The sequence below is a fragment of the Sulfurimonas sp. genome (assembly GCF_041563495.1).
Classification (GTDB): Bacteria; Campylobacterota; Campylobacteria; order Campylobacterales; family Sulfurimonadaceae; genus Sulfurimonas.
In genome coordinates, this window is record NZ_JBFFMZ010000004.1 from 20,691 (window position 1) to 44,953 (window position 24,263).

Annotated in this window: 21 protein-coding genes; 8 read left to right on the forward strand and 13 right to left on the reverse strand. The window is 29.7% G+C overall.

Going from position 1 to position 24,263, the window contains the following annotated elements:
• Window positions 1–2 precede the first annotated feature (2 nt).
• Together ABYK18_RS05045 and ABYK18_RS05050 are read left to right on the forward strand one after the other, a co-directional pair.
• Entirely contained in the window at window positions 3–761 is a 759-nt protein-coding gene (locus tag ABYK18_RS05045) for a hypothetical protein (protein WP_373035560.1), read from the forward strand.
• Window positions 754–1,875, forward strand: coding sequence for a primase-helicase family protein (locus ABYK18_RS05050; RefSeq protein ID WP_373035561.1), 1,122 nt, complete (start codon window positions 754–756; stop codon window positions 1,873–1,875). Before ABYK18_RS05045 ends, ABYK18_RS05050 begins: the two co-directional genes overlap by 8 nt.
• A gap of 123 nt (window positions 1,876–1,998) precedes the next feature.
• On the opposite strand, the gene ABYK18_RS05055 is transcribed toward ABYK18_RS05050, so the two are convergent.
• Window positions 1,999–2,883, reverse strand: coding sequence for a hypothetical protein (locus ABYK18_RS05055; RefSeq protein WP_373035562.1), 885 nt, complete (start codon window positions 2,881–2,883; stop codon window positions 1,999–2,001).
• 362 nt (window positions 2,884–3,245) lie between these two features.
• On the opposite strand from ABYK18_RS05055, the gene ABYK18_RS05060 reads away from it, so the two are divergent.
• On the forward strand, window positions 3,246–5,129 hold the full coding sequence (locus ABYK18_RS05060) for a hypothetical protein (RefSeq protein WP_373035563.1): 1,884 nt from the start codon (window positions 3,246–3,248) through the stop codon (window positions 5,127–5,129).
• A 218-nt stretch (window positions 5,130–5,347) separates the two neighbouring features.
• Here ABYK18_RS05060 and ABYK18_RS05065 read toward each other — a convergent pair whose 3' ends face one another.
• Window positions 5,348–5,494, reverse strand: coding sequence for a hypothetical protein (locus ABYK18_RS05065; RefSeq protein ID WP_373035564.1), 147 nt, complete (start codon window positions 5,492–5,494; stop codon window positions 5,348–5,350).
• 189 nt (window positions 5,495–5,683) lie between these two features.
• On the opposite strand from ABYK18_RS05065, the gene ABYK18_RS05070 reads away from it, so the two are divergent.
• Entirely contained in the window at window positions 5,684–6,037 is a 354-nt protein-coding gene (locus ABYK18_RS05070) for a hypothetical protein (RefSeq protein WP_373035565.1), read from the forward strand.
• 211 nt (window positions 6,038–6,248) lie between these two features.
• Here the strand turns inward: ABYK18_RS05070 and ABYK18_RS05075 are convergent, their stop codons facing one another.
• From ABYK18_RS05075 to ABYK18_RS05095, 5 genes are all read right to left on the reverse strand, one after another.
• Window positions 6,249–6,467: a hypothetical protein gene (locus ABYK18_RS05075; protein WP_373035566.1), complete on the reverse strand. Its 219-nt coding sequence runs from the start codon at window positions 6,465–6,467 to the stop codon at window positions 6,249–6,251.
• A 1-nt stretch (window position 6,468) separates the two neighbouring features.
• Window positions 6,469–7,173: a Rad52/Rad22 family DNA repair protein gene (locus ABYK18_RS05080; protein ID WP_373035567.1), complete on the reverse strand. Its 705-nt coding sequence runs from the start codon at window positions 7,171–7,173 to the stop codon at window positions 6,469–6,471.
• Window positions 7,174–7,183: 10 nt separating this feature from the next.
• Complete coding sequence (locus ABYK18_RS05085) at window positions 7,184–7,771, reverse strand: hypothetical protein (RefSeq protein WP_373035568.1); 588 nt, start codon at window positions 7,769–7,771, stop codon at window positions 7,184–7,186.
• Between the two features lie 10 nt (window positions 7,772–7,781).
• Window positions 7,782–8,591 (reverse strand): DUF932 domain-containing protein, encoded by an 810-nt coding sequence (locus ABYK18_RS05090; protein WP_373035569.1) that lies wholly within the window; start codon window positions 8,589–8,591, stop codon window positions 7,782–7,784.
• Between the two features lie 144 nt (window positions 8,592–8,735).
• A complete protein-coding gene (locus tag ABYK18_RS05095) occupies window positions 8,736–8,870 on the reverse strand; it encodes a hypothetical protein (protein WP_373035570.1) in 135 nt (44 codons plus the stop codon).
• Between the two features lie 131 nt (window positions 8,871–9,001).
• Between ABYK18_RS05095 and ABYK18_RS05100 the strand changes: the two genes are divergently transcribed.
• The 4 genes from ABYK18_RS05100 (at window position 9,002) to ABYK18_RS05115 (ending at window position 12,891) form a co-directional block, all read left to right on the forward strand.
• Entirely contained in the window at window positions 9,002–9,124 is a 123-nt protein-coding gene (locus ABYK18_RS05100; RefSeq protein WP_373035571.1) for a hypothetical protein, read from the forward strand.
• Between the two features lie 106 nt (window positions 9,125–9,230).
• Window positions 9,231–10,535 (forward strand): DNA phosphorothioation system sulfurtransferase DndC, encoded by a 1,305-nt coding sequence (dndC, locus tag ABYK18_RS05105; RefSeq protein ID WP_373035572.1) that lies wholly within the window; start codon window positions 9,231–9,233, stop codon window positions 10,533–10,535.
• On the forward strand, window positions 10,525–12,489 hold the full coding sequence (locus tag ABYK18_RS05110; RefSeq protein ID WP_373035573.1) for an AAA family ATPase: 1,965 nt from the start codon (window positions 10,525–10,527) through the stop codon (window positions 12,487–12,489). Before dndC ends, ABYK18_RS05110 begins: the two co-directional genes overlap by 11 nt.
• The gene (locus ABYK18_RS05115) at window positions 12,490–12,891 is read left to right on the forward strand and encodes a DndE family protein (protein WP_373035574.1); all 402 of its coding nucleotides are present in this window, start codon (window positions 12,490–12,492) and stop codon (window positions 12,889–12,891) included. It begins immediately after the preceding gene.
• On the opposite strand, the gene ABYK18_RS05120 is transcribed toward ABYK18_RS05115, so the two are convergent.
• Genes ABYK18_RS05120 through ABYK18_RS05145 form a run of 6 tightly spaced genes read right to left on the reverse strand, consistent with a single transcriptional unit; the run spans window position 12,892 to window position 24,255 of the window.
• Window positions 12,892–15,033, reverse strand: a complete 2,142-nt coding sequence (locus ABYK18_RS05120; RefSeq protein ID WP_373035575.1) for a DUF4357 domain-containing protein — start codon at window positions 15,031–15,033, stop codon at window positions 12,892–12,894.
• On the reverse strand, window positions 15,030–16,130 hold the full coding sequence (locus ABYK18_RS05125; RefSeq protein WP_373035576.1) for a hypothetical protein: 1,101 nt from the start codon (window positions 16,128–16,130) through the stop codon (window positions 15,030–15,032). The genes ABYK18_RS05120 and ABYK18_RS05125 overlap by 4 nt, the downstream gene beginning before the upstream one ends.
• Window positions 16,120–21,123 (reverse strand): DNA phosphorothioation-dependent restriction protein DptH, encoded by a 5,004-nt coding sequence (gene dptH / locus ABYK18_RS05130; RefSeq protein WP_373035577.1) that lies wholly within the window; start codon window positions 21,121–21,123, stop codon window positions 16,120–16,122. The genes ABYK18_RS05125 and dptH overlap by 11 nt, the downstream gene beginning before the upstream one ends.
• Complete coding sequence (gene dptG / locus ABYK18_RS05135; RefSeq protein ID WP_373035578.1) at window positions 21,104–22,420, reverse strand: DNA phosphorothioation-dependent restriction protein DptG; 1,317 nt, start codon at window positions 22,418–22,420, stop codon at window positions 21,104–21,106. The genes dptH and dptG overlap by 20 nt, the downstream gene beginning before the upstream one ends.
• A complete protein-coding gene (dptF, locus tag ABYK18_RS05140; RefSeq protein WP_373035579.1) occupies window positions 22,410–23,996 on the reverse strand; it encodes a DNA phosphorothioation-dependent restriction protein DptF in 1,587 nt (528 codons plus the stop codon). Before dptF ends, dptG begins: the two co-directional genes overlap by 11 nt.
• On the reverse strand, window positions 23,989–24,255 hold the full coding sequence (locus ABYK18_RS05145) for a helix-turn-helix transcriptional regulator (protein ID WP_373035580.1): 267 nt from the start codon (window positions 24,253–24,255) through the stop codon (window positions 23,989–23,991). Before ABYK18_RS05145 ends, dptF begins: the two co-directional genes overlap by 8 nt.
• Window positions 24,256–24,263 lie beyond the last annotated feature (8 nt).

Consider the following 24,263-nt stretch of genomic DNA (forward strand, 5'->3'; position numbering starts at 1 on the left):
CGATGACATATTATAAAAGTAAAAGTGCTCATACTCTCTATCCAAATGCAGGACAATTCTCTAGATGGGGGAATACACCGGATGCAACAACAGTTAGTGATAATTCTGCTCCATTGGCAAATGATTATCTAAACTATCTTCAAGAAGAAAACTTAGAAGAGAGTAAATATTTTAGTTTACTCAAAGAATTTGAAGCGACAAAAGTTGATTTAAACGAAGCAAAGTATGTTGACTTTTTACAATACTTAGCAGATTATGAAAAGATACAACATGACAGGGAACTTTATTCTCATCTAGTAAGAACTTTGGACTATTTTGTAGCTAACAACATGCTTCCTATAGATACAAGAGATGACTATGTTAAAAGTCTTAATAAGATTTTGTATTCAAGCAACCAAGAATATGAACCTGAAGCTATTAAAAGTAGGCACACCAAAGTAGATTATACATTGTATAAAAATAGTGATGTTGATTTTAGGGATGTTTATAATAACCAAATTCTAAATGAGCTAGCTCAGAAAGGTGGTGAAATTTATTTTAATAGTAATAATAAGTTCTATTTCAAATTATCAGAGGCAGATGAACTTGACGAATACCCTAAAAGGACACTTGAAGCAATACTAACTAAGGAGTTTAAATTTAAAGTAAAAATTACAGATGATGTATTGGAATATAAAGATATAGATATGGAAGATTTTATATTTGATTCTCCATCATATGAAGTAATTAGTACGAAAATGATTGGAGGTTATGATGCCTAAGAGTAAAAAGTTTCCTATATCTATCCAAGAGTTCAAATATATCCGTGGAAAAAAATATAAACCTAATATACCCAAAAAGATTATTGAGGAAGATGGCTTATTCTACTTAAATACAGCGATACCAACAAGCCTTATGATGCTTGAAGGTAAACCTGAAAATGAGCCAAAAGCAATCTTAGATCTTTTCTTTAATCTTCTTGGCGAGAAGTATGAATATTTACAATATTTTCTTCATTGGTTAGCTTTTAATTTTGCGTATGGTAAAAAACCTCTAAATGCTGTTATTCTATTTGGATTAGAGGGTGTAGGTAAAAATATTTTGTACTATATTATGACCAAATTATATGGTGAAGATAGTTGTAGCCAAATTAATGCAGAAAGCTTAAAAAGTAACTATAAACTAGCTCCTTATCTTATCTGTAAACGGTTTGTTAATTTTGATGAAGTGACAATAAGTGTAAGTAAAAAGCACGAAAGCTTCTTCAAAGCAGTCATAGCCAACCCTCATATTGAGCTTGGTACAAAAGTTGAACTACATGCTCAATGTTTATTTACAGCAAATTATTCTACTGTTTTTAATATCAAAGAGGGAGATAGACGATATAGTGCATTCCAAACAGGATCAAAATTAACGGATAACAATTTTTTAGGTTTTGGTAGCTATGAAGTATTAGAAACTAAGATTGATGTAGAACTGCCAGATTTTGCAAAATATCTTAAATCATTAGATGTTGATTTTAAGTTACTAGAAGAACCTCTTGAAACTCCTGAAAAAATAAGAATCATTGGATTATCAAAAAGCTATCTACAAGATTTTCATGATGCACTTGCTGATATGAAGATAGAATACTTCCATAAGTTACGCAACAGAGACTTATTGTTTAATATGGACAGGGATATTAAATTAAAAGCTAGAATTAATAGAGCTAATGTAGCACCAGCATTTAATGATTTATTTGGAGAGAATGTAACCACTGATGATATAATGGATCAACTAAGAGCAATAAGTACTGAAGATATTTTTAAAGTTGAAAATATTAAACACAGTGGAAGCACTTGGTATATCTATCCTAGAAGAAAAGATGGTGCATATTTTCCTCAACCGGTCTTTTAAACACTACCTTCTTATTTGGAGAATTGATCATTTTCTCCAAAAAATATCAAAAAGCCCTATAATAAACCGGCTTTTTGGTGGGCTTTTTGTAATATTTTCCAAAAAATAAGATTTATAACCTCTTCAAAGCATAAATTGCTCTAATACTCCATCATCCACTAGATATAGCTTTGTAGCAAAATCTACAAGCACATTAACATCTATATGTAATCTATACTTTTCTAGCTTTAAATCTTTTATATCTTTCTTTCTTAACACCTCTAAACTGTCGTATTTATCCATTATCTCTTGCTTCTTCTTTTGGTTAGGAATATACATGACATGGTAACGATGAAACTCGTTGTACATAGTTCCTACATTAAATCCATTGTTTTTAAAAAACTTTTTTTGGAAGCTAACCTCAAGTCTCGTAAGCTTGTATTCTAGCCCCTCTTTTTGAGATTTACCATAAAGACAACAATGGGATACTGCCTCTGCTTTATGTTTAGCATTTCTAAACTTCTCCATATATCTTGTAGTAGGAAACAATTGCTCTTCATTTGCTTTCCAGTACTGTGTCGTAGCATATCTTCTAGTGCATAGTGCTAAGACATTTTCTAACTTTGTAAATATATTTAACGCTACATCAAACTGTGTAACTTTAAAGGCTATTTTATGGGTGTTTAAATAGCTTACAAGCAACATTAAAGCATTGTGAGACACTTTATCCCTATCTGGTATATATCTCTTTAAACCAGCTAGTTTAATCGATAGGTACCACTCTGGTCTAGCTTTCTTCTTATCTTTCTTTACATAAGAGTATGAACCGCTATCTATTGTCACTACTGTTTTAAATTTATACTCAAATGTAATGCCATCATCACTGTAGAGTTTATACTCTTCACCACCACTGTATAGTCTATATGCTTTTAACCTCTCTATAATCTCATACCTAGCTGTATCACATTTCTCTTCATCATAAAAGTTACACTGTAGTGCAATCGTATCAATAGCTGTTTCTGTTCTCATCTTGTATCCCTACTAATTCATTAGATAAGAAGATAAGTAGTAACACCTGATACTGCTATATAAAATATTATAATAATTAATACCCTATACATATTATAGGAGGTCTATTGTTATATCTATTGAATTATCTTTAAGTATGAGTATGCAGGGGTGTTTTATTGTTTTTATCTTCTCTCATATAAATACAAATAAGTGAACCTAGAAATACCCCTATGTAAAATATAAATATAGAAATATTTCCTTTCCACTTATGTTACAATCTTATATCCCTATTTTATGCATGAGCTAACTGAAGCTATAAAATGAAATGGGTAGTATTTTGAGTGAAATGTACATTCTAGTTTCATTGATAATGAGAGCATATGTTAAATACTGAACAAACACTAATAAAAGTAGCACAATATTTTGATTTAGATCTCATCAGACTAGGGATAAAACAAAGTGCTGAAAAATCTAGACTTTATAAACGTCAATTAACAAAAGAGACTATAGAACATATTATTAACAGTATTGATAAAGAAATAGAATCACTTGATATAAATTCTTTTATAAAAGAAACAATTAAGGAGTTTATGGGACATTACAATTATATAACTAAAGAAATATATAGTGCTTATGATGAAAAGAGAGAAAAAGAAATTGATTGGTTTTTGTTAAAACATTTTATAGTTCCATTTTTTGCGATACGCTTAAGTCACAATACTTCTTTATACGACGATAGAATAGACAAGGGGCTCCCTGGAGGAGATTTCTGGTACTTACCGACATTTGAGTCTAGCAAATCAAAAATACTTTTCCCAGTAAATAAAGCAATGAAATGGCTAATAGATTTACATGGTGGTTCTAATCATAAATTTTATAGTATGGATAAATATCCTTCTAGTGAAAATACATATCTAAATATTTCCAGTAGTACTTTAAAAAAATGGCATGATGAGCTTGTATTACCTGATGACAAAAACATTAAAGAACTCGCATCATTCAAGTTTATATATGAAGGTGTATTTACCAAGGATAAAGAGGACTCTCTGGAGAAACAATTTAATTCTGCACTAGAATTTATTAAATCAAAATCACTATCATTAGATGAACTAAAATTAGAAGTACCAAACTTGGATAATCTCTTAGATAGATTATACTCTGAAAGTTTATCAGATGAAGAAAAAACAAGGTTTATTTTATACATAGAGCAAAGATGGGCAAAACCTACCGCAAAGCAAATTGAATATTTACTGAGGATATCACGAGTGTCACAGGCATGCTATAAAGACCTTTGTAAGTATTTTAATATAGATGAAAAAGCTACAACAATAGATGACAACAAGGCGATGCAACTAGTTGGACTATTTTCATCTATTCATAATACGGAAATTGCTTTAAGAGTCAATGGAAGCTCAGAAATATCAGAGCTATTTGAATCATATATTTATAAGATAAATAAAATACAAGAGCATGAAAAAGAAGGATTAGATCAGATTATTGCCTCTATATATGATGATATGAGTTTAAAAACAAATAGTTATAATATAGAAGAAATACTTATATTGTTTAGTCCTAATAAAGAAAATAGAAAACAAGCTATTATGAATTTTGAAATAAAAAAAGCATATGAAAGTAAAAAAGAAAAAGTAAACACGCAAGTATATCAAGCAATTAAGTATATTGAAGATACAGCTGATGAAGAGAATATACTGAATTATATTTATTCAATAACAGATAATGAAGTTTTACATAATATTGGGGATTATTTTGAAGGGAATAACTATTTAACTAATGAACAGGTTAAGCCAAATTTAGCAGTCGCTTTAACAATTCACGTGAGATATTCTTTAGTAGCAAAAGATCTATTACATAAACAAAATGCTTATAGTAAAGTTTTAAATATTTTAACATTTTCATATTATCCTAGAATGTTGGATAAAGAGGATGTTGATGAGTGGCTATTGAAGTTAGAAAAAATTTCAAATGTAAATGATTTTAGAAGTAATCTAATTAACTTATCCTATAGAGGATATCATCTCATAAATCAAAAAAATGAAATAGAAATTATTCCACTTATTGAAGAGTATATAAAATTAGTAAAAGAAATGAAGCCCCAAGAGTATAACCCGCAATTTTTATTCGTGGCTCAAGACTATATGCTCAAAATAAAAAATAAAAAAACATATAATAAGCTTACAAAAATAAATGAAAAGCACCCTTTATATAGAACACATAATAGTAATAAATTCCATTTCTATAGATAAAGTTGTACGACTTAGTATCTAGCTTCCATCTACTCTTTTTTATAAACTGTTGGTATCGGTTTTAATTAGTCGAAATTAATATGTAAAGGAACTATTATGGCAAAGTCAAGCGGATGTACTCCTCCAAACGGACCAAGTACTACTGGTAACCCATCAGGTGGTGGCAGAGGAAACTGTCCATCAAAATAAATATGAAAAGAGCATTTAAACGCTCCTTTCTATTCAAAAAATTTAGATATGTTTACTTCTAATACTTTAGCTATTTTAGCAAGGTGCTTGATATTGAAATGATGATTATCTTTTCGAAGTTCTGCACGACCTAGATAAGCTCCACCACTCATTCCGATCTCTAAAGCTAATTTCATTTGGCTATATCCTTTTTCAGTACGATACTTTATGACATTTTTAGAAATGGTATCCAGTACGGTTTCACTGTACTTTTCTAAGTCATTGTTATCCAAGAATATTTCTCCATATAATTTGACTTATAATAGGATTTTAGTTAACATTCATCAACGATATATATATCGTTATATTAAAAAATGGATTGAATAATGGCTAAAGTAGATATAGAAAACTATACATCAGATGATTTGACGAGTGAAAAATTAAGCAATTTAGTAGATAATAGAAAATCTTTTAAAGTAGTGGCGGTTAAAGATATTGGATTTATGGTTAATAAAATTGAGGGTGCTATAGAAAAACAAGATTTAAGTTGTCGTGTATATTCTGAGTTTCGTAGTGCAGCTATGGGAGCAGTAGCTATTCCTACTCCAGTAACTATATTTGGAGGTTTAGCAGCAATGGTTGGAACAGCCGCACATAATATAGCTACATTTAATCCTGATTATGAAATAGGAAAAAATAAAATAAAAAATACATTGACAGTTGTATATAAAAAAGTTTAATATCTACTTATAGGTAGTCTTTGTGATATAGCTAGTTGCTATTAAAAAAACAAAATTTATTTATAAGAATAAGAGCAAGATAGTGGCTTTACAACATAAAGCTTATTGCCTCAAATGCTGTACCACTACATAGCCCTCCATCAAGAAGATAAGCTTCTATATATTCATTGTTTATCTTTTCATTACGTCTAATTTACTCATCTTTCCTTCCTTATAGCTCTAAGGGACGTATAAAGTCGCCAATATATTCTAAAGCGATAACCTCTTTAAATGAAAACTTTGAAAGATACGATTGATTGTGCTTGAAGTTTTTAAATGCTTCTAGTATGTTATTTCCATCTCCAGATCCAAGTATCTGCATATTTGGTATCTCTTTGTGGTTTGGATCTTGTGTAAAACCTTCATTTGTGAAGAATAGAAAGCTTTTCATACTACGCTGCTTGTTGCTGTATGGGCTTCCACCATAGCTTGCTAGAAGCATCAAACTTAAAGCCACAAGCCTTAATTGAATCACGCTTCTCATAGATTCCATCTCCTATAACTACAAGATTTTGACCTTGTTCCATAACAGTAAGTCCTAAGTTGTATAGTGATGAATAGTCTTGTGGAGCATTATTCACTGTTTGTTGTTGGTTCGGTGTCTGGCTATATTGTTGTTGTGGCTGTTGTAATTGTGCAGGTTGTTGATAGTTTTGTTGTTGACTTTGGCTTATATTTGGCGTCTTCGCATACAAATTATTCCCAAATTGAGCACCCAGCGATCGTAAAGCACGTTTGAGTGAATCACTTACAGCACTCTTACTTGCATTATCTATTGCATCACCTACTGTACGAGCTGTTCCAATACCTACACCGGTATCTTCACGTTCTATACAATTACGCTGATTATCATAAATCTTTACCTTTACAATGGCACTAAATGTTATCACGTGGTTTGAGTTTTGATTAACTTCACGGTTAACTTCTTGAAGGCTTGTAATGGTGTAATCCCACATATAATTAAAGATAGTGTTGGCAACATTTATACAGTCATATGTTTCAAGATAACTAAACTTCATACCTGCCTTATCTATGGTCTTTACACGACTATCATCCAAATTGTACGATAGTGCTTTTATCTGATTTTCCGATAACATTTCATCTCCTTTATGCTGCTTCTTGTTTATCTACTAAATTCAGTAGTTCTGTAGCTTGATTGTTGGTACTGCTACGACGAGAATTTACTTTGATCTTTGCTGGTACATCCTCTTCAACAACACCAACTGTCACATACTGATCTATCTTACTCATTCCTTCAAATGTAAGCATTTCTGCTTTTACCGCTTCTTCATCTACAATCACCGAATAAAATCCCATTTTTATTAGTTCCTCAGGGTTTGTAATTTCAAATGTTTCTTTCAGCTTCGTCTTTTTTGGCGTGATAGTGAGAGAGCTTATGATTGTTCCATCCAAACGGTCTATCCCATATTCTGCTAAAACTGAAGCTATGGAAGCCATGGCTGTAATTTTTGAAGCGGTTAGAGCCTTTTTAAGAGCACTCATCTCGCTTATATCATTACTGAGGTAATCTATCTTGTTTTGGATTTCTTGGATAGATAAGCCTAAATAATCACATTTAGCGTGATAAGGCTTATCAGATTCAAGAACCTGACGTACATAGTCTTTAAGCCACTCTGGATTGTCTGGTTTGATGTTTTGAATTTCCTTTTGTAGGCGATAATCTGTAGTTTTCATTAACTCTCCTTTATGCTGCTAATGCCATTGATGGTTCTTTAATCGAACTAATTCGTTCTGCGATATCCCAGAGTCCTTGGTTGATGTCTTTATCTTTATTTATGGAGGAAATAGCACGAGAAGTGAATCTACGACCTGTCTCTTTATTAACACCAGATACATTTCCTGAGAGTAAGTTCTCTTGAATTACATTAAGCGTTGTGTAGAGGTCATCTTTCTCATCTTCATCTCTATGTGGGATGAGTAAGTCTTTGTGGTCAATTTCTAGGTGTTTTGAGAACCTCAGTGATAAGCAAGATTTTGCGAACGCCTCTTTTTCTCCAGTTGTTAATTTTAAAGCCCCAAAAGTGTTGATTTTATGCTCAAGCTGTGGCTTAAATGATGTTATCTTATCTATTGCTGTATGGATGTCGTTTGTTCTGTCTCCGATATGCTTTATTTTATAAGATTCAAACACGCTGTCTGCAATGACTAAGCCGTTTGAACATACAAATCTAAAGATGCCTGCTGATATGCTAAAAGCTGTACTTCTGTCATGGCTGTTAAAGAGTAAAAGCTCAACTGCGTTCTCTTTTGGACTGAGTAAATCATCGAAGTGACGGAAGCGTACAACGTGGCGCTGGTAACCCTCTTTATCCTCGTCTTTTACGGATGATTGTTGAACTGACACTGGGTGCCAATTATGGGACTTTATTTCATTCACTACATCTATACTAGAAACAAAGTGGTACATATTACTAGTTTGTGAGTGTTTTTCTTGTGTAAATATTGCTGGTGCTTGTTCTTGTAGTTCTTCTATTGTTAGTGGTAATTTTGACATAATATATCCTTTTTATTTATATGTTTTTATGGTTAAAAGTCTTTAAGACTAAAACTTGTTTTCTTTATTACAGTCCATAGCTTTAGCTGCTATAACGCAGGCTGTTACAAAAATAGTTATGAGTTGTGGTATTGGTGGTAACATTCAGGCTCCTTGAAGCGGGTAATAATCTGGATTATTTATAGGAGTATGAATATCATTACCCATCCCCTGCAATATTTGGTGTAGTATCTCTTTTGGTTTAATGGATACAGTGACTAATTGAAGTGTTTTTAGCAATTGTTCTCCTTAGAATTGAACTAAGGTTATAATATGTGGTTATATAAATTTGGAAATCACTTTTTATATGGAGTTGACCTATATTAGGTAGAATAAGGGTAGTGTGTCTGCTGTGTGATTAGAGAATGGTTATGATTGGAATTAAGCTTGATGAAGTATTATCGGAGAGTGAAGTAGATGTACTTATGCTATGTGGCATTAAGATATATGATTTATTGTCTCTTTGTATTCCCGTATTTCACTATTTAACTTAAACTTTGGATTCTTATAAGCTGACTAAACATATCCAAATATAGATTTAGATATTATTATTAAAATAATTAAATATATACAAATAGCAAACGAGATATAAAGAGATAAATGAATAAAATTGAAGAGACAAAGCAACTACTAAAGGAGCAATACCTACAAGATGATAGACCATGGGTTGTTACCTTTTCTGGTGGTAAAGACTCATCTACTGTTTTACATCTAACAGTAGAAGTACTACAAGATTTAAAAAAAGAAAATAAAGATACTAAAACTATATACATTGTATCGTCTGATACAAGAGTTGAAATGCCTCTGATTGATAAGTATTTTTTTGAAAAAATTGAAAAAATAAAATCATTTATAAACAAAGAACAGCTCAATATGCAGGTTGCAGTAGTATCACCTGAGTCAAAAGATTCATTTTGGCCATTGCTTCTTGGTAAGGGATATCCATCGCCAAATCAAAATTTTAGATGGTGTACCGATAGATTAAAAATCAAACCTGCTACAAAGTTTTTAACTAGCTTATCTAGTGAAAACAAATCTATTATCATGCTACTTGGTGTTAGAAGTGATGAATCACAAACAAGAGCTATCTCTATAGAAAAAAGAGACAGAAACCATAGAGGTTTAGTAAAGCATGATACGGTTCCAAATACTTTTGTAATGTCACCAATAAAAGATTGGACCAACCCAGAAGTTTGGACATTTTTAAGTAAAAATGACGCTCCTTGGGGTAAACATGATGACATGATGAAGCTATATGATAAAGGTTCAGGTGAAGGCGATTGTAATATTGCTTTAAACCCAGAGTCTCCTTCGTGTGGCAAGACAAGGTTTGGATGTTGGGTCTGCACCGTTGTCTCAAAAGACAAGTCAATGGAGAATATGCTTAAAAATGAAGAAGATCAATGGATGAAGCCACTTCATGACTTTAGAAATGATCTTGAAGAATATAGATATAATCATGAGACAAGACAAACTAGAAGAAGAAATGGGCAAAAAGCAATAGGGCCATTTAAAATGAGCACAAGGAAAGAGCTATTTACTAAGCTCTTAGAAATTGAACAAGGCTTATTGGAAAAACTAGAGGGTAAGTACTTAATTAGTGATGAAGATATTATCCAAATTCAAAAAGAGTGGCTTCATGATGGGGACTTTTTTGAAACAGCAATCACAATAGCAAATGATTATGACAGAAATATTAGACATGAATCTAAAAAAGCATTTTCAAATGATGAAAAAGAGTACTTTTCTAGTTTATGCACAAACAACAATATAGAAATCGAACTAATGGATAAACTCTTACAAACAGAACATAAGTATAGACACCAGCTAAAAAGATCAGGTATCTTTACTGATATTGAAGAAGTGGTTGAGGCATATTCATCAGGGAAAATAAATGAAATTTAATTCAGTAATTATAGAAAATTTATTTTCGTATAAAGGTCAAATAAAATTTGATTTCAATGACTCCGACAAGCCTATATCTCTAATTATTGGTGAAAATGGATTTGGAAAAACATCGTTTATAAATTCAATTAAGATTGCTCTTCATGGCATTACAAAAGATTTGCTTTCTATTGGAGAATTAGTTCTAACTAAACAAGACTATATACTAGGAAATAAAGATAAAAACTTTAGTGGTATCCTTAATAGAATCGCAAAACAAAACAATGAAAACAAAGCTGCGATAATAATTGAAGTAAATGATGGTGACACTTTTTATGTACAAAGAGAATATACTTTAAAAAACACTACCTACAGTGAATCTCTGAATATATTAGATAATGAAAAAAACGTACTTTATACAGATATTGAAGCACAAGATTTTATAAACTATAAAGTGTCACCAACGCTTGCAAAATTTTTCTTTTTTGACGGGGAGAAGGTTCAGACGATAGCAGATTTTAGTAAAGATGAATTTAGACAAATGCTAGAAGATGTGTTAGAGCTAGATATCTATGACCAACTCATTTATGATTCAAGAAATGTAATCAAAAAAATCAACAAAAATGAGTTGGACTCTGAACTTCAAAAGTTAGTTACAAAAAAAGAAGCAGAACTTGTTGAAGTACAAAATGATTTGTTATCAGCAAATCTAAAACTTGAAGCAAAATCTTTAGACTTAAAAGAACTACTTCACGATCAAAGTGAGTTAGATAAAAAGCTTTCTAAATTAAGAAGCAAATACAAAAAGCCTCTAGAAGAGGAAAAAAGTAAATTAGCTCAGTATATAGAACAAAAAAGTTTATCCTTATCTAGGTTCAGAGAGTTGTCATATATACAGCTCCCATTACTATTAAATAAAAAACTCACAGACTCTATAGATAATGACATAGAGAAAAACTATAAAGGTAATATAACTATTTCTCAGGATATTGTTGCCATAAAAAAGAAAGAATTTTTAAAACAGATTGACACTGAGCAGCGGACTAATATAGAAAAAATATTTGATAAGGTTTTTAATTCTGATGAAAACTCTCAAAGTGTCCCATTCGCAGATTCTATAAAGCTTGAATCACAATTTAATTCTTTAAAAGAAAAAGAACTAGATTTTAAAGAACTGCTAAATGATCTAATATTACTAAAAGAACAAATAAAATATAGCGAAGATGAGATATACTCACTGGAATTAAAGATCCAAGAAGACAAAGTAGAATACGAGAAGGATTTTAAACAGGTTAAAGTTATAGCGGAAAATATTGGTATAAAAAAATCTGAAGTAGAAAACTTAGAGAACCAAATAAATAGTTTGTTATCTATGGAAAATGAGATAAATAAAGAGATAAGTAGAACCAGTGTAAAAGAGCATAAGAATAGTTTATCAAAGTTAAAAATACAATCATTAGAATCAGCTATAAAAGTTGCATCCCAAATGAAAATAAAGATTAAAGAAGATAAAAAAGAGATACTTGAAACATCTATAAATATAAAGTTTAATCTCCTTAAAAAGCAAGGGTACGAAGCAGACTGCATTAAACTAGATTCAGATTTTAATATCAATATTTTTGACAAAGATATGAACCCTATGGATATACTATCTAGCTCTTCAGGACAAAAACAGATTATAGCTACAGCATTAATTTGGGGAATATCTGAATATATATCAGAAGAGATTCCAATGATTATAGATACACCACTTGGAAGACTTGATGAAAAGAACCAATCTTTAATACTAAACCAATTTTATCCAAACGCTTCAAGTCAAGTTCTTATACTACCAACACCGAGTGAACTCAAGAATGAAGGATTTAAAGGTCTTAGAGATAATGTATCGCAAGTGTTTACATTGTCCAATAAAGGCTCTGCTACAACTATACAAGAGCAAAATAAGTCTGACTTTTTTGATAATAGGTACAACTAGATGAGAACAACACAATTTTCAGAACAACAACTGCCAAGAATAGCTAAACTACTGGGATTTGATAAAGAACCTAAATGGTTAACTATACGATTTGCTATTTTTATATCATTATCTGTTGATGAAAAAATAGATACAAGTGATAAAATAGATTTCTCAGATGGTAAAACATATAGCTTAGATGTTATAACTGGTAAAGGAAAAGTTGACTTACAAGGTGAACAAGCTGATTATACTGACTTAATAGCACTTATGATAGCTAATAATGAGAAGTCTAAGGTTAACACTCAAAGAGGGCTTGAGCTAAAGCTAGAGCAGCATTGCGAAAGAGGCTTTTCTATCTTAGCCTCTTCTTTTAATGAAAATAGTGATGTATTTGAGTGGATTAAGCAAGAATTTTTATAATTATTTATCTCTTAGTGGGATACCATCGCTATCTTTCCAGTCAAGTGGTCCAGGAGCTTGTTTTCCTAACACAATAGAAGCTGACTCACTTGGTGTTTTAAAAATATAATCTTTTGTAAATTCTAAATATTTTTCTTTTTTTACTAGAATACCATCTCTTAATAACATATCTTTCAGTTCTCCATATGACCAACTTTCATGATGTTCTATATTACACCTTGATCTAGAAAGTACTTTATACTGATTTTCATCAATCTTTATCATTACAGCGTTTTTATATTCTGATCTTTCAATAAAATAATAATTTAAATCAGAATTAATGAAGTATTGAATTGAAAGCTTGTTTTGATAAAATAACTCATATGAAATTTTATAAAACTCTAAAGATCTCTTTTCAATATCCTCTTTTGACTTTATTAATAAGTTATGATGAGGAATACTAGGTAAAATAAATAATTCTTTGTTTTCTGCTAATTGTTCTAATCGTATTCTTATTGAATTTTCATTTAGAATAGGGTTAAATTTTACCAGTGTTAAATTTCCAAATAGCTTTGAATATTTACTTATATTATCAACATTTATGTTATTAATTTCTGACATATCAAATTTACTTAGCTCTTTAGGTCTAGGCATGATTTGAACTAATTTTAGAGAAGTATAATTGTAATATTTAGTACCATTTGTATAAAAATTTAAAATATTAAATAATTCAAGGGTTAAACTTTTTCTTCTATCAAATAAATTAGAGTTAGTTAATGCATCTGTAAATTCTTCTTCTACAGTTTTTATAGATTGGTTAATTAGTTTTTTTGTATATTCTAATATGCTAGAAACGTCATCTTCTTCAAACTCATTAATTAATTTACAAATTTCAGGAATTTTTTGACTTAATAACTTGCTATTATCTGTTAAAATATAACAAAAACCAAGTCTAAAAATATCTATAAAAATATTATATTTGTATTTTTTGTAATTTGCGTTGTTAAGTTTTTTGTATAGTGATAAGAATATTACATACCCTAATTTAAATCCTAGTAATTTTAAATATTTTGAAATAACTTCATCTCTTTTTAGAGTAGCATATTCTGAAACTGTTTTTTTTAAATCATCTAAAAATTCTAAAGATGTATATTGTTTTTCATCATATATTTCTTCTTTAAAAATTTTAAAAATTTTGCTTTTATCACTAGTGACCTTTTTTCCTTTTATAATTAAATAGCTTTCCAAAAATTCTTTAGGAGATATTTTACTTCCTCTTTCATTTATATTATAAATTTCTTCTAAGAATATTTTCCAATCATCATCCAGTGTATTATATTCATCTCTTGAAGCTTTACTAAATAAATAATTTTTCAGTAAGTCATCTGGATTAAGCTTTTTACCATTATCGTTTAATTTTTCAAAAACCAAATAACCAGTATCAATATCTTTCGTTTTTGTTACAACTACTTTAGTATATTCAAGCATTTGTATAGAAAAACCGACTAATTGATCTTCGTTATATACTGAAAATAATTTATTTATATATTCCATCAAACTAATAAACTCTTTTTTGCGAGTTTTAACTAAAGGACTATCTTCATTTACTAATTGGTTTAAAAAGGAAAAATCTTCAACGACTGTAGTTGAAAGTTTACTAAGTGCTTCTTGGTATATACCTGCTATATCATCAGACCTTTCTACTCTAAACATATTTATTACATTTTGAGTTATATTATCCATTTTTTTATACTTAATTAAATTTAAAATATTTTCTTTAATTGTATTTACATACTCATCTTTACTTCCAAAGTTTTTATTCCGAAAATTTAGATACTGATAAAGAAAAGATAATATAATTGATATGGTTGTAAGTCTTTGCTGTCCATCAATTACTTCCAAAGAAATATTAGACCTCTTTTCACCAAGAACAGATTCTTTACACAGAACTATACCACCAATAAAATATTCATTATATATAGCAGAGTTTCTATCCTCCATCATATTAAAAATATCACTTATAAATTTTTCAATATCAATTTTATTCCAAACAAAATCCCTTTGATAAATTGGAATAAAATAGTTTTTTCCTTTATCTTCTGAACCATCATTGTTTAAAAATAACTGCTCAATTGTAATTAATTCTGAACTAAATTGACTCATTCTATTTCCTTGTGATTTAATAAAAATAAATAGTCCTTAAAGTTTTTGTTAAACTCTATAAAAGCTGGATCTATTTTTTTACTAAACAAGCTTTCGCCTTCTATGTTTTCAATGATTTCTAAAATTTTATCTTTTTTTTCTTGTGTTAACCAATTATCTAATATATTAAAAGATTCATAAGGCTTAAGATGTTTAATTTCTTTATCTGAAATTGTTATTAAAAAACAATATTTTAAAAGTATTTTATAAATTATTTCAATATCTTCTGCATAAATAATTTTATACTGTTCTTCTAATACTTTCAATGAGTCAACTGATTTTTGTTTAGAATTATGTCTTTTAAGTAGTTTCTCAATATTTTCATTTAGTAAAAATATTTTTTTAGTATTTGTAGCAACTTTTAAATAATCAGTTGGGTTAGATAATGTAAATTTTTCATTAACTTCCCTTAGTGACAGTGTATTCATCTGTGCGTTTATGTTATCAATTAATGAATCTATTTTGTTGATTTGTTGTTCATAGCTCGTATAGCTTTTTTCCATCTCTAATTCTAGAACCTGTTCCTTTAATGAACCATGCACATTTTCGAACTCTTTTTTTTGGTAATAAATACTATAAGCCAGCCATCCAAGGGCAAGAGGTGCCATAAAGCCAGCAAAAAAATCTCCCCATTCATTTAGCTTTAAACCTTTAGAAAAATTATCTGTATTTAAATACTTAAGCAAATCATGTCCAGAATGGTATGAAGTAATTAAAAAAACTATAATTGAAATCCATACTATAGAAAAAACAATCATGCCTGTTAAAGATTTGTTTTCCCATGCCATTGTTAATAATTTCAAAATTAAATAGAAGATAGATATAATGGTATTAATTATTAAGTTGGAAATCCATTCTATTGAGTTTATAATTTCTACTCGAAAAATATCAATATGGTTAATTATTATAATAGTAATAATCATATACTTAGTAAAACTGTGTACATTATTCCAGTCTTCTAAACTAATTGTCATTTCCATTAAAAGATAAACAACTAATAGATATGTCGAGATAAGAGGAAAACCTAAAATAGAAAAGTATTTAGACTTATTTATCACGAGTTTCTTCCTTTAATAATTCCCAAAACGCCAAATCACGCATCTTTGAAATCTCTTTATTGCCATCAACATAGAAACTGAAATGTTTCTGTAGCTCCCTTACTTGGCTCATTAAGTTTTCTGCTTCGCTTTTACCATTTATATTAAAAACAGATTGTATATCTTGTGTTTTTATATTTGATACCTTATGAATTATCCATGTGAAAATGTAGTTAGCGTAATTATCTTCTGCTGTTTTAAAGTGAGTCAGTTCTTGTGTAGAGAGAATGGTTCCGACACCAAACTCTCTACCTTCTTTTAAAATCTTTTTTAAACTATCAAAATCTTGGGACATAAAGTTATCTGCTTCATCAACTAAAATCATCTTAGCTATTTGTCTAAAATCTCCATCGACTACAGATGAACCATGATTGTGCATTTGAACATAAAATAAGTCTAGTATGATTGCTACTACTAAATTTTGTATATTTGAGTCATATCCAGAAAGATTTATAACTGTAACTCCATCTATAACGTCATAAAGCGATTTAGTTAGACTTGTATCACTCTCAAATATTTCAAAATCTATTAAGTCATCTAAAGCAGCATAAAGAGAGTCTTGTTTTGTGTCTTCTCTTTGAGAGTATAACTCCCATATATCATCTAAAGTTGGAGCTGGTAAACTCCATGTATTTTTATCTGAAGCAACAATTCCATTTTCTCTATATGCATCTTGGATAACATTTTTCAAGATTGACTTTTGAACATTTCCTAAACTAAAAGCTTTTGAAAGAGTAGTTGTAAGTGTACGACCTGTATGTGTAGGAAGTTTTGGTTTTCCCCCAAATAATGCCAGCGGATTAAAAGGTAATTTTTCAAGCTCATATACTGTTGCATCAGTGGCTTTTACAAATTCTTTACCGATATAATCACCCTTGTAATCAAAAATAATTATGTCTATTTTTGAGCTAGTTACATTGTTATTGGATTGATGTACTAATTGAGTAACTAGTGACTTTGTGAACTGTGTTTTACCGGTCCCCATAGTTCCAATAATACCCGTGTTAGTATTTTGATTTTCAATTGTATTTGTTGGATGCCAAAGTATGTCATTCTTAGTTAAATGATTCTCGCCAAACTTTATCTCTAAGGGTTGCGTAGGCTTTGTTTCAACTTGTATAACTTCTACCACTTCTTCTGATTCATCAGGCTCATCTTTTTCAATCTTAATTACAGTAGTAGTTTTCTCAATTTCAACTGCTACTTTCTTAGATAATAAAAAGTTTGGATTTGTATCAAACTCTCCTTTGTGTAGAGCTTCTTTTAAATCAGTATAGGAAAGAGGAAGCATATTATTTTGATGTTCATAAGGTAGTTTTATTTCAAGTATCTCTTCTTGCTTATCAAACTTACCACTATATCTATCTTTTAGAAAAGCAACTACAGCACCTTGAGAATGATTTTCAAGTTCTGCTAATTCATATCTACCTTCAAGTAGTCTCTCTCTATCTTGATGGAGTGATTCAAAATAGTTCGGCTCAAAGGTATCGTACAGTTCATACTTTTCTATTTGCATAAAAACTTGACGAATAAATAGACCTTTCAATAATCTAGTTTTAAAGCTATCTTCCTTAAATAAGCGTTCATAGAAGAATCCTCTAAGTGCCTTTGCTTGTTTTTTTGCTTTTTCCATATCGCCACTATGAGACTTTACTTCGACAGGATAAAGGATTACTTTATCATCTCTAAACCCTACTAAAAGAATATCATCAGAGATAGCACCTTTTGTAAGGTTTTCATTGTATCTACTAAAATCACTGCCAGACATAGGTAAACCAACATTACCGGAGACACGAATCATCTCTGCTACCGAAAGTGGTACCCAAGTAGTGTTTTCTTCGGTAAGTAAAGCAGCCATATACTTGTAAGTAGAAATAATACTGACACGCTCTTTTTTGATTTTTTCATTCTCACTTATCATCTTTATAAGCCATTCACCGTTAAAAGCGTTAAACTGCTTAATGATATTCTCTTTATCTATTTCGCTACCTACATGAGCAACTACGTTAGAATACAACTCTTTTTGAGCCGTTACCGTAACAGCATCATAGTTTGCAGAAGAGCTGTATTGATCTGAAAAGTGTATAAGTATTAAATCTTCAGCATTGTTAAAAAACTCTAGCGTAACCTTTGGATCAATGATAACAGTCCAAAGTGCTTTTTCATAAGACTGTTTTAGCAAAGTTTTGAAATTTTCACTTATCATTAATGCGATAGTCTTTTTAGATTCATAGTTTGTACCTGTTTCATATACAGGTCGTTGCATAGCGTTATAGACTTGTGCTAATTCTAAGTGTTTAAAACCAGTAGTCTCAACGTTACTTAAACCAAATCCACTAAAGTAATTACCTTTTTCTTGTTGAGAACTTTCACCTGATACAAGTCCTTTTGAAACTAGTCCTGATTTTGTTTGCTCTATAGTTCTATCTTTAATAACTACTTTCTCATCATTCTTGAAAAATGAAAGATGACAATAAGTCTGTTCATCATCAAGTGTATGTTTACTATAGTTTATATGTGTACGTATGGTATCTATAATAGTTTCAGCATCTACATTTAATGTGTATCTTTTTTTGATTTCATCATAGTTATCCATGTCAGCAAAAACATCAAACTCTGTTTGTGTAAAAGAAGCATCATAAAGATTTATTACCATCTTTTTAGGCTTGCTAGCAAAGTTCTTTTTGTAATATGCAACTATCCCCTCAAACAGTTCCTTATTTGTGTGGTTATTAACACTGTTAATTATTAATGGAGCATTTGTTGTAAACAACTCTTGAAATGAGTCTATGAACTCTTCAATCTTATCTAGACTTAGATCTTTAACAAAGGAAAACTCACTATCCTCTTTTGGTACAAACTCTAACCATAAAGCATCATGCTTAGAAACTTGACTAAAAGCATATTGATCTTTGTTTACAAAAAGATAAGGGAAAAGTCCTTTAATATTTAATCTACTTAATGTGACGTTTGAAATATCTTGAAAGCTTTTATCTTCTTTTGCCTCTTTAACCAGATATAGTATGTAGGCAAGAACCAAAGGGGTAAAAGGAGACATCATACGACGACTTTTTTTTGTAATAAACCCAAATTCAAAAAGTGTTTTAGTATCTTCATCTAATGTAGAATCTTCTTCTACATTCTTCATATAGTTTAAGTAGGTTTCTATTACACCTTCAGCAAGTGAACAGGCTATATCATTCCAAGCACATAACGAAGGTGTCGTTTTATGTTGAGTAAAGTAATTTAATAAGGCTGTATATGCTTCATATAGAGGTTCATCAATCACTTTTAAAATAGAAATTGAAAGTTCTTTGTGTGTAGATGAAAAAAGTTTATTGTCTATAAACTCATGTTCCCATTTTATATGTTCTAAACGTTCAAAGTTTAGGGGAAACTCTCTATTTTCTATAATAGCTTTGTTTTTTGTACTGTTAAACTCTATATCTTTATGATTATGGAAAAGCTTATTTAGCATTTGTGGATTTAGTAAAAACGGTATAGAGATAGAGTTTTCTTCTTTACTTCCTTCTACTTCAAAGTGTAACTCATCTAACCCATTTTTTATATCAAAAGCCACATCATCATTTTTATTATAGTAATCTGTAAAATCTATCGTATGAAAAGTACCAATATCTATTTGCTTAGTTTTATCTGTCAAGATGGTACTAGTAGTATTTTCAACGGCATTAAATCTAAGTTTAAATGTATCTAACTGTAGAAGAACGAGTTCTTTTCTTGGATTAATAATATAATTGGTTTTTATATCTTCGAAATAGAAGCTATTTTTTCTTAGAACAAGTACTTTAAAAGTATGCTTATCTGATGATTTTGCGCCATTACAGACTAATGTAAAATAAGTAGGTGAGAAGTCATACTTGAACGTAACTGAGGCTATGCTTTGTCTTTTATTATACTGTGGTTCACACTCTTTTTCTATAGTTTTATTATTAGACAAAACAAAGTTACTTTTAGACAGATTTGGACCATCAACTTTAAGGCTAAGAGTTACATCTTCTCTATCTGAGAAAATAACAATATTTTGCGTTCTTTTTCCAGCTTTACTATCAGTGTTACTTCGTTTTAAATCATCAGAATCGAAAATAGTATATTCATCATCAAAAGATATGCTTTGATTTTTCACATTATCTATATCCAACTTAATATTGCTATAGGTGTTGTCTTCCCATTTTTCAACAGTTACATTTTTACGTATAAACTCTGGAGACAAGTCAGTAAGTTTTGTACTAAGTTCATTTGGAAAATCTGTCACTGTAGTTTTAATTTTTCTAAAAAGTGCTTCATTTTCTTTTAATCGTTTAGCGATACTATCAGGAGAAGCTTCTAGCTTATATATCTCCGTATCTTCAAACAGATTAAACTTATTAAAATCGACAGCATCATCTATTATGGAATTGTATAAATCAGCATATCCAAATGCAGACTGATCATCTTCCTCAATAATAATCGATACAGAAGATAGTAAGTACTTAAAAATATTTTTCTTAGTAGAACTCTTACTTATTAACTGTTGCATATCAGACTTAACTATAGTCGCACTAAAAGGATAGCCTGGAAGTGATAAATCTTTTGAAGCAGTGTCTAAGGTATCCAAAACACCTGATTGATATTTGTATATTATTAACATCGCACAGTTTTTAAAGTCATCACTCTCAGAAAGACTGTCTCTGAGTGTTGCTATGTTATTATCGTTTAATAAACCATCGAAGTTATTAACAAAGATAAGCTTTGTACCTTGTATATTTATATAAGGAACTTCAACATCCAAGAAAGGAAGTTTATTTATATCTTTATCCCTTAGGCTATCCATAATCGAGTTAAGTTGCTGTTCATCATCAGAGTCGAACTTATACTTTTCACCTATTTTTATATTAGATTCAAACCATGTTAAAAGTTTATCAACTAAAAAGTTATTAAATTGTTGCTTTGACATATACTGAATCTCCACTATCACTTTTTCTTTCAATATTTCCTACACGTTCAAACAAGACAATAAGCTCATTTCTTGTTTTCGCATCAAAATAAATTCCTCTTTCGTTAAACTCTTCAATTAGGTGTTGAAATCTAATTTTTCCTCCACTTCCAAGTATTAGATTAGTTATAAATAAAATAGTATCTTGATCAAGAACTAAAACGTTCCCTGCTCGTTTTCTATTAACTATGAATTGTTTTGCTATCTGCCGTTTGAATGCACTTTCATACTGATTAAATGCACGTTTTCTATCAACTACACAGCCTTCTTTAAATTGGTCAAAAGATAAGTCAAGTAAAGTAAACAAAGCTTCTTCTAAAGATGTTGATGGTTTTATCTCTTCCATCGATAATTTTTTTGCCTCTCTAAACGTTAGTGCAAAACTATCTACGGCTTCTACTGATGACTGAGTATCATCCAACTTATCTAATAGTTCATATAGTCTTAAGTTATCTGCCTCTACGCTATTAGAAATTGAAGTTAATAAAGACATGTATGGGAAAATATACTTTACTGAATCAAAGAGATGCGCATATCCTTTTTCAACAATTTTTGTGCGTTCTGTACTTGCTTTTTCATGTGTGAGTATAAAATAAAGTTCTCTAGATTCTGGAGAAGAAAGAGCATTTCGGTTTGGAATAAGATTTAATGCTAATTGTGACGCATATATAAAAAAATATGTTTCAAAAAACTTTTCTATGTTTTGTTTAAAGTAGTGTTTATTGGAGGATAATGACTGTAAGTCTTTATTAAATAACTTATCTATAAACGGAAGATATGAAGATGTGCCTTCAGTAGTTTTTGTAGATTTAAGATGCTTTTGTAATTCTTCTATAACTATTTTATCCATGAAATTACTATCAGAAGTAAAATCAATATTTATACTATTTATATCTAAGAGTTGTTCAAATAGTTTAAATACATTTTTTGAATTTGTACTAGCTTTTATAGTCTGGTATACCAAAAGAGAGTCTATAGTGAACTGATCTTCTTTAAAATAAATTTTCTCAATCATATCAATAAATGTAGTATCATCCATACTTTCACTGAAGGCGTTTAAACATTGTTCTTTAAAAGATTCTAAGTCAAAATCTTTTGCGACAGTGTTGGATATTTTTGATACAAAAAGACCTGTTACTTCAGCAAATGAAAATACCTTTTCTGACTTATCAAACTTAGTAGTCAATGGATAAAAATTCTCAATTTGAGTTTTAGCACCAATACTATCAACGGTAGCTTCTAATAACTTATGCTTCATCTTCAACTACCTCAATTTCATCTTCATTATTCTTAAAGTGTACTTTTTTCTTATCCGATAATAAAACAATTTCCTTTGAATGTACTGCTTTAGCAAGTATATTTTGAACCAATTCATCAAATATAACTATAGTATTTCTATCATGCTTGTTTGGACGGTATCCATTAAGTATTTGTTCTATCATATTTTGAATACTTAACGTTATGTCTATTGTTGAAATCTCTTCTGAATTTATTTTTAGAAAAAGAGGAAAACTAGTTCCTGACTTTGAAGTTACATTTTTTATCTTTGACATATTTGCTTCTATTTCAACTGGTACTGCCACAGTTATACCATTTGTTGTCGATATGGAGACTAAGTTATGTTTAGAAAGTGTTGGTGCATTTTTATTTACATAAAAAAGGACTGCCTCTTTTAGTTGCTTGTAAAAGTGTTTTATAGCTTTTTTATTTTCATCTTTATACTCATGATGAGAAGCAACTAAATGAATAAAACTGTGTACCTTACTATCATCAAAATTTATTGTAAATTCTTTGTGATAGTCGTTAGATATAGAACTATTTCTAAATAAATAGAATGTACGTATAAGTAAAAATGCATCTTTATCATTTAGAATCTCTTTTTTACATAAACTGTTAAAGCCTCTTATGAATTCAATTAATTTTTCATCTTCTTTACCACTTGCTCTATCAAGAATAAACTTATCTAATTGATAAGAACGATTTTGAAGTGGATCCTCTTTGGATAAATTTTTCATCATACTAGTACTAGTATCTTCAAACAGTTTATTAATAAGAGAATCTTTAGCTGTAAGAAGCACATATACTAAATCCAATAAGCTTCTAGTAGTTAAAAACTGATCATATTTTAAATTTATAGTTATCAATAACTCAATAATGGATTCTTGGATACTTTCAACAGAGAGTAGTTTAAAATTTTGATGCAATGCTGAAATGCTATTCTCTTCTGTATCCTTTAAAAATGCACGATAAAAAGGATTGTTATCCGAATGTAATGTTATTTTTTTAAATATACTTTGTATAAACGGTGATGAAACTTTTGAACTATTAAACTCAAATTTTGAGTAATCATCAAAGTTTATAAAAAAAGTATTTTCAGTATTTTCTTTTGATTCTAAGAAGGTTTTAATATTCTCTTTTATTTCTGAGAACTCTGTTTCACCCTCTTCTACATAATTCATCAGTATACCTATATTGATACCAACAACTAAAGATTTATTACCTTTAAAATATTTATGGAAACTACTATCTAATGCCTCGGTTGCAGTTTGGTTTGATTTAAAGCTATGTGTAGCATCTACATGAAAATCATAATCCGATTCAAAAGCATCTTTATTTTTTGCAATAATAGCTGACTTTCCATCACCACTACTACCAGATAAAAATATAAGAGACTTTTTACCTTTTTGTTGTGTGAGGATTTCAATATATTTCTCTTCAACAGGTGTTATAGTATGTAGATACTCAAAAATACTACTGTTTTCTTTACTAAATGTATGAACTGCTTCTGCTGATGATTTTGATAGTTTTGAAACAATATTATGTAAGTTATTCATTTTCATGCTGACCTTTGATTAGGTCACAAATATCGACTTCTAAAGCATGAGCAATTAAGTATAAATGTTCTAAGTTAAAGTGTTCACTGTATTTATAGTTTTCGCAGTTTGATAAAAAAGAAGTACTTTTATGTCCAATACTAATAGCAAGTTCTAATTGACTGACATTTTTTTTATTTCGATAATATCTTACATTATTACCAATGTTAATATAAAAATCATCTAGTTTACTTTTATCAATATCTGGAAATATGTTCATTAAACACC

Coding starts and splice junctions, on each gene's coding strand:
- ABYK18_RS05045 (WP_373035560.1), top strand. CDS start 3: ATGACATATTATAAAAGTAAAAGTGCTCATACTCTCTATCCAAATGCA.
- ABYK18_RS05050 (WP_373035561.1), top strand. CDS start 754: ATGCCTAAGAGTAAAAAGTTTCCTATATCTATCCAAGAGTTCAAATAT.
- ABYK18_RS05055 (WP_373035562.1), bottom strand. CDS start 2,883: ATGAGAACAGAAACAGCTATTGATACGATTGCACTACAGTGTAACTTT.
- ABYK18_RS05060 (WP_373035563.1), top strand. CDS start 3,246: ATGTTAAATACTGAACAAACACTAATAAAAGTAGCACAATATTTTGAT.
- ABYK18_RS05065 (WP_373035564.1), bottom strand. CDS start 5,494: ATGAAATTAGCTTTAGAGATCGGAATGAGTGGTGGAGCTTATCTAGGT.
- ABYK18_RS05070 (WP_373035565.1), top strand. CDS start 5,684: ATGGCTAAAGTAGATATAGAAAACTATACATCAGATGATTTGACGAGT.
- ABYK18_RS05075 (WP_373035566.1), bottom strand. CDS start 6,467: ATGAAAAGCTTTCTATTCTTCACAAATGAAGGTTTTACACAAGATCCA.
- ABYK18_RS05080 (WP_373035567.1), bottom strand. CDS start 7,173: ATGTTATCGGAAAATCAGATAAAAGCACTATCGTACAATTTGGATGAT.
- ABYK18_RS05085 (WP_373035568.1), bottom strand. CDS start 7,771: ATGAAAACTACAGATTATCGCCTACAAAAGGAAATTCAAAACATCAAA.
- ABYK18_RS05090 (WP_373035569.1), bottom strand. CDS start 8,591: ATGTCAAAATTACCACTAACAATAGAAGAACTACAAGAACAAGCACCA.
- ABYK18_RS05100 (WP_373035571.1), top strand. CDS start 9,002: ATGATTGGAATTAAGCTTGATGAAGTATTATCGGAGAGTGAAGTAGAT.
- dndC (WP_373035572.1), top strand. CDS start 9,231: ATGAATAAAATTGAAGAGACAAAGCAACTACTAAAGGAGCAATACCTA.
- ABYK18_RS05110 (WP_373035573.1), top strand. CDS start 10,525: ATGAAATTTAATTCAGTAATTATAGAAAATTTATTTTCGTATAAAGGT.
- ABYK18_RS05115 (WP_373035574.1), top strand. CDS start 12,490: ATGAGAACAACACAATTTTCAGAACAACAACTGCCAAGAATAGCTAAA.
- ABYK18_RS05120 (WP_373035575.1), bottom strand. CDS start 15,033: ATGAGTCAATTTAGTTCAGAATTAATTACAATTGAGCAGTTATTTTTA.
- dptH (WP_373035577.1), bottom strand. CDS start 21,123: ATGTCAAAGCAACAATTTAATAACTTTTTAGTTGATAAACTTTTAACA.
- dptG (WP_373035578.1), bottom strand. CDS start 22,420: ATGAAGCATAAGTTATTAGAAGCTACCGTTGATAGTATTGGTGCTAAA.
- dptF (WP_373035579.1), bottom strand. CDS start 23,996: ATGAATAACTTACATAATATTGTTTCAAAACTATCAAAATCATCAGCA.
- ABYK18_RS05145 (WP_373035580.1), bottom strand. CDS start 24,255: ATGAACATATTTCCAGATATTGATAAAAGTAAACTAGATGATTTTTAT.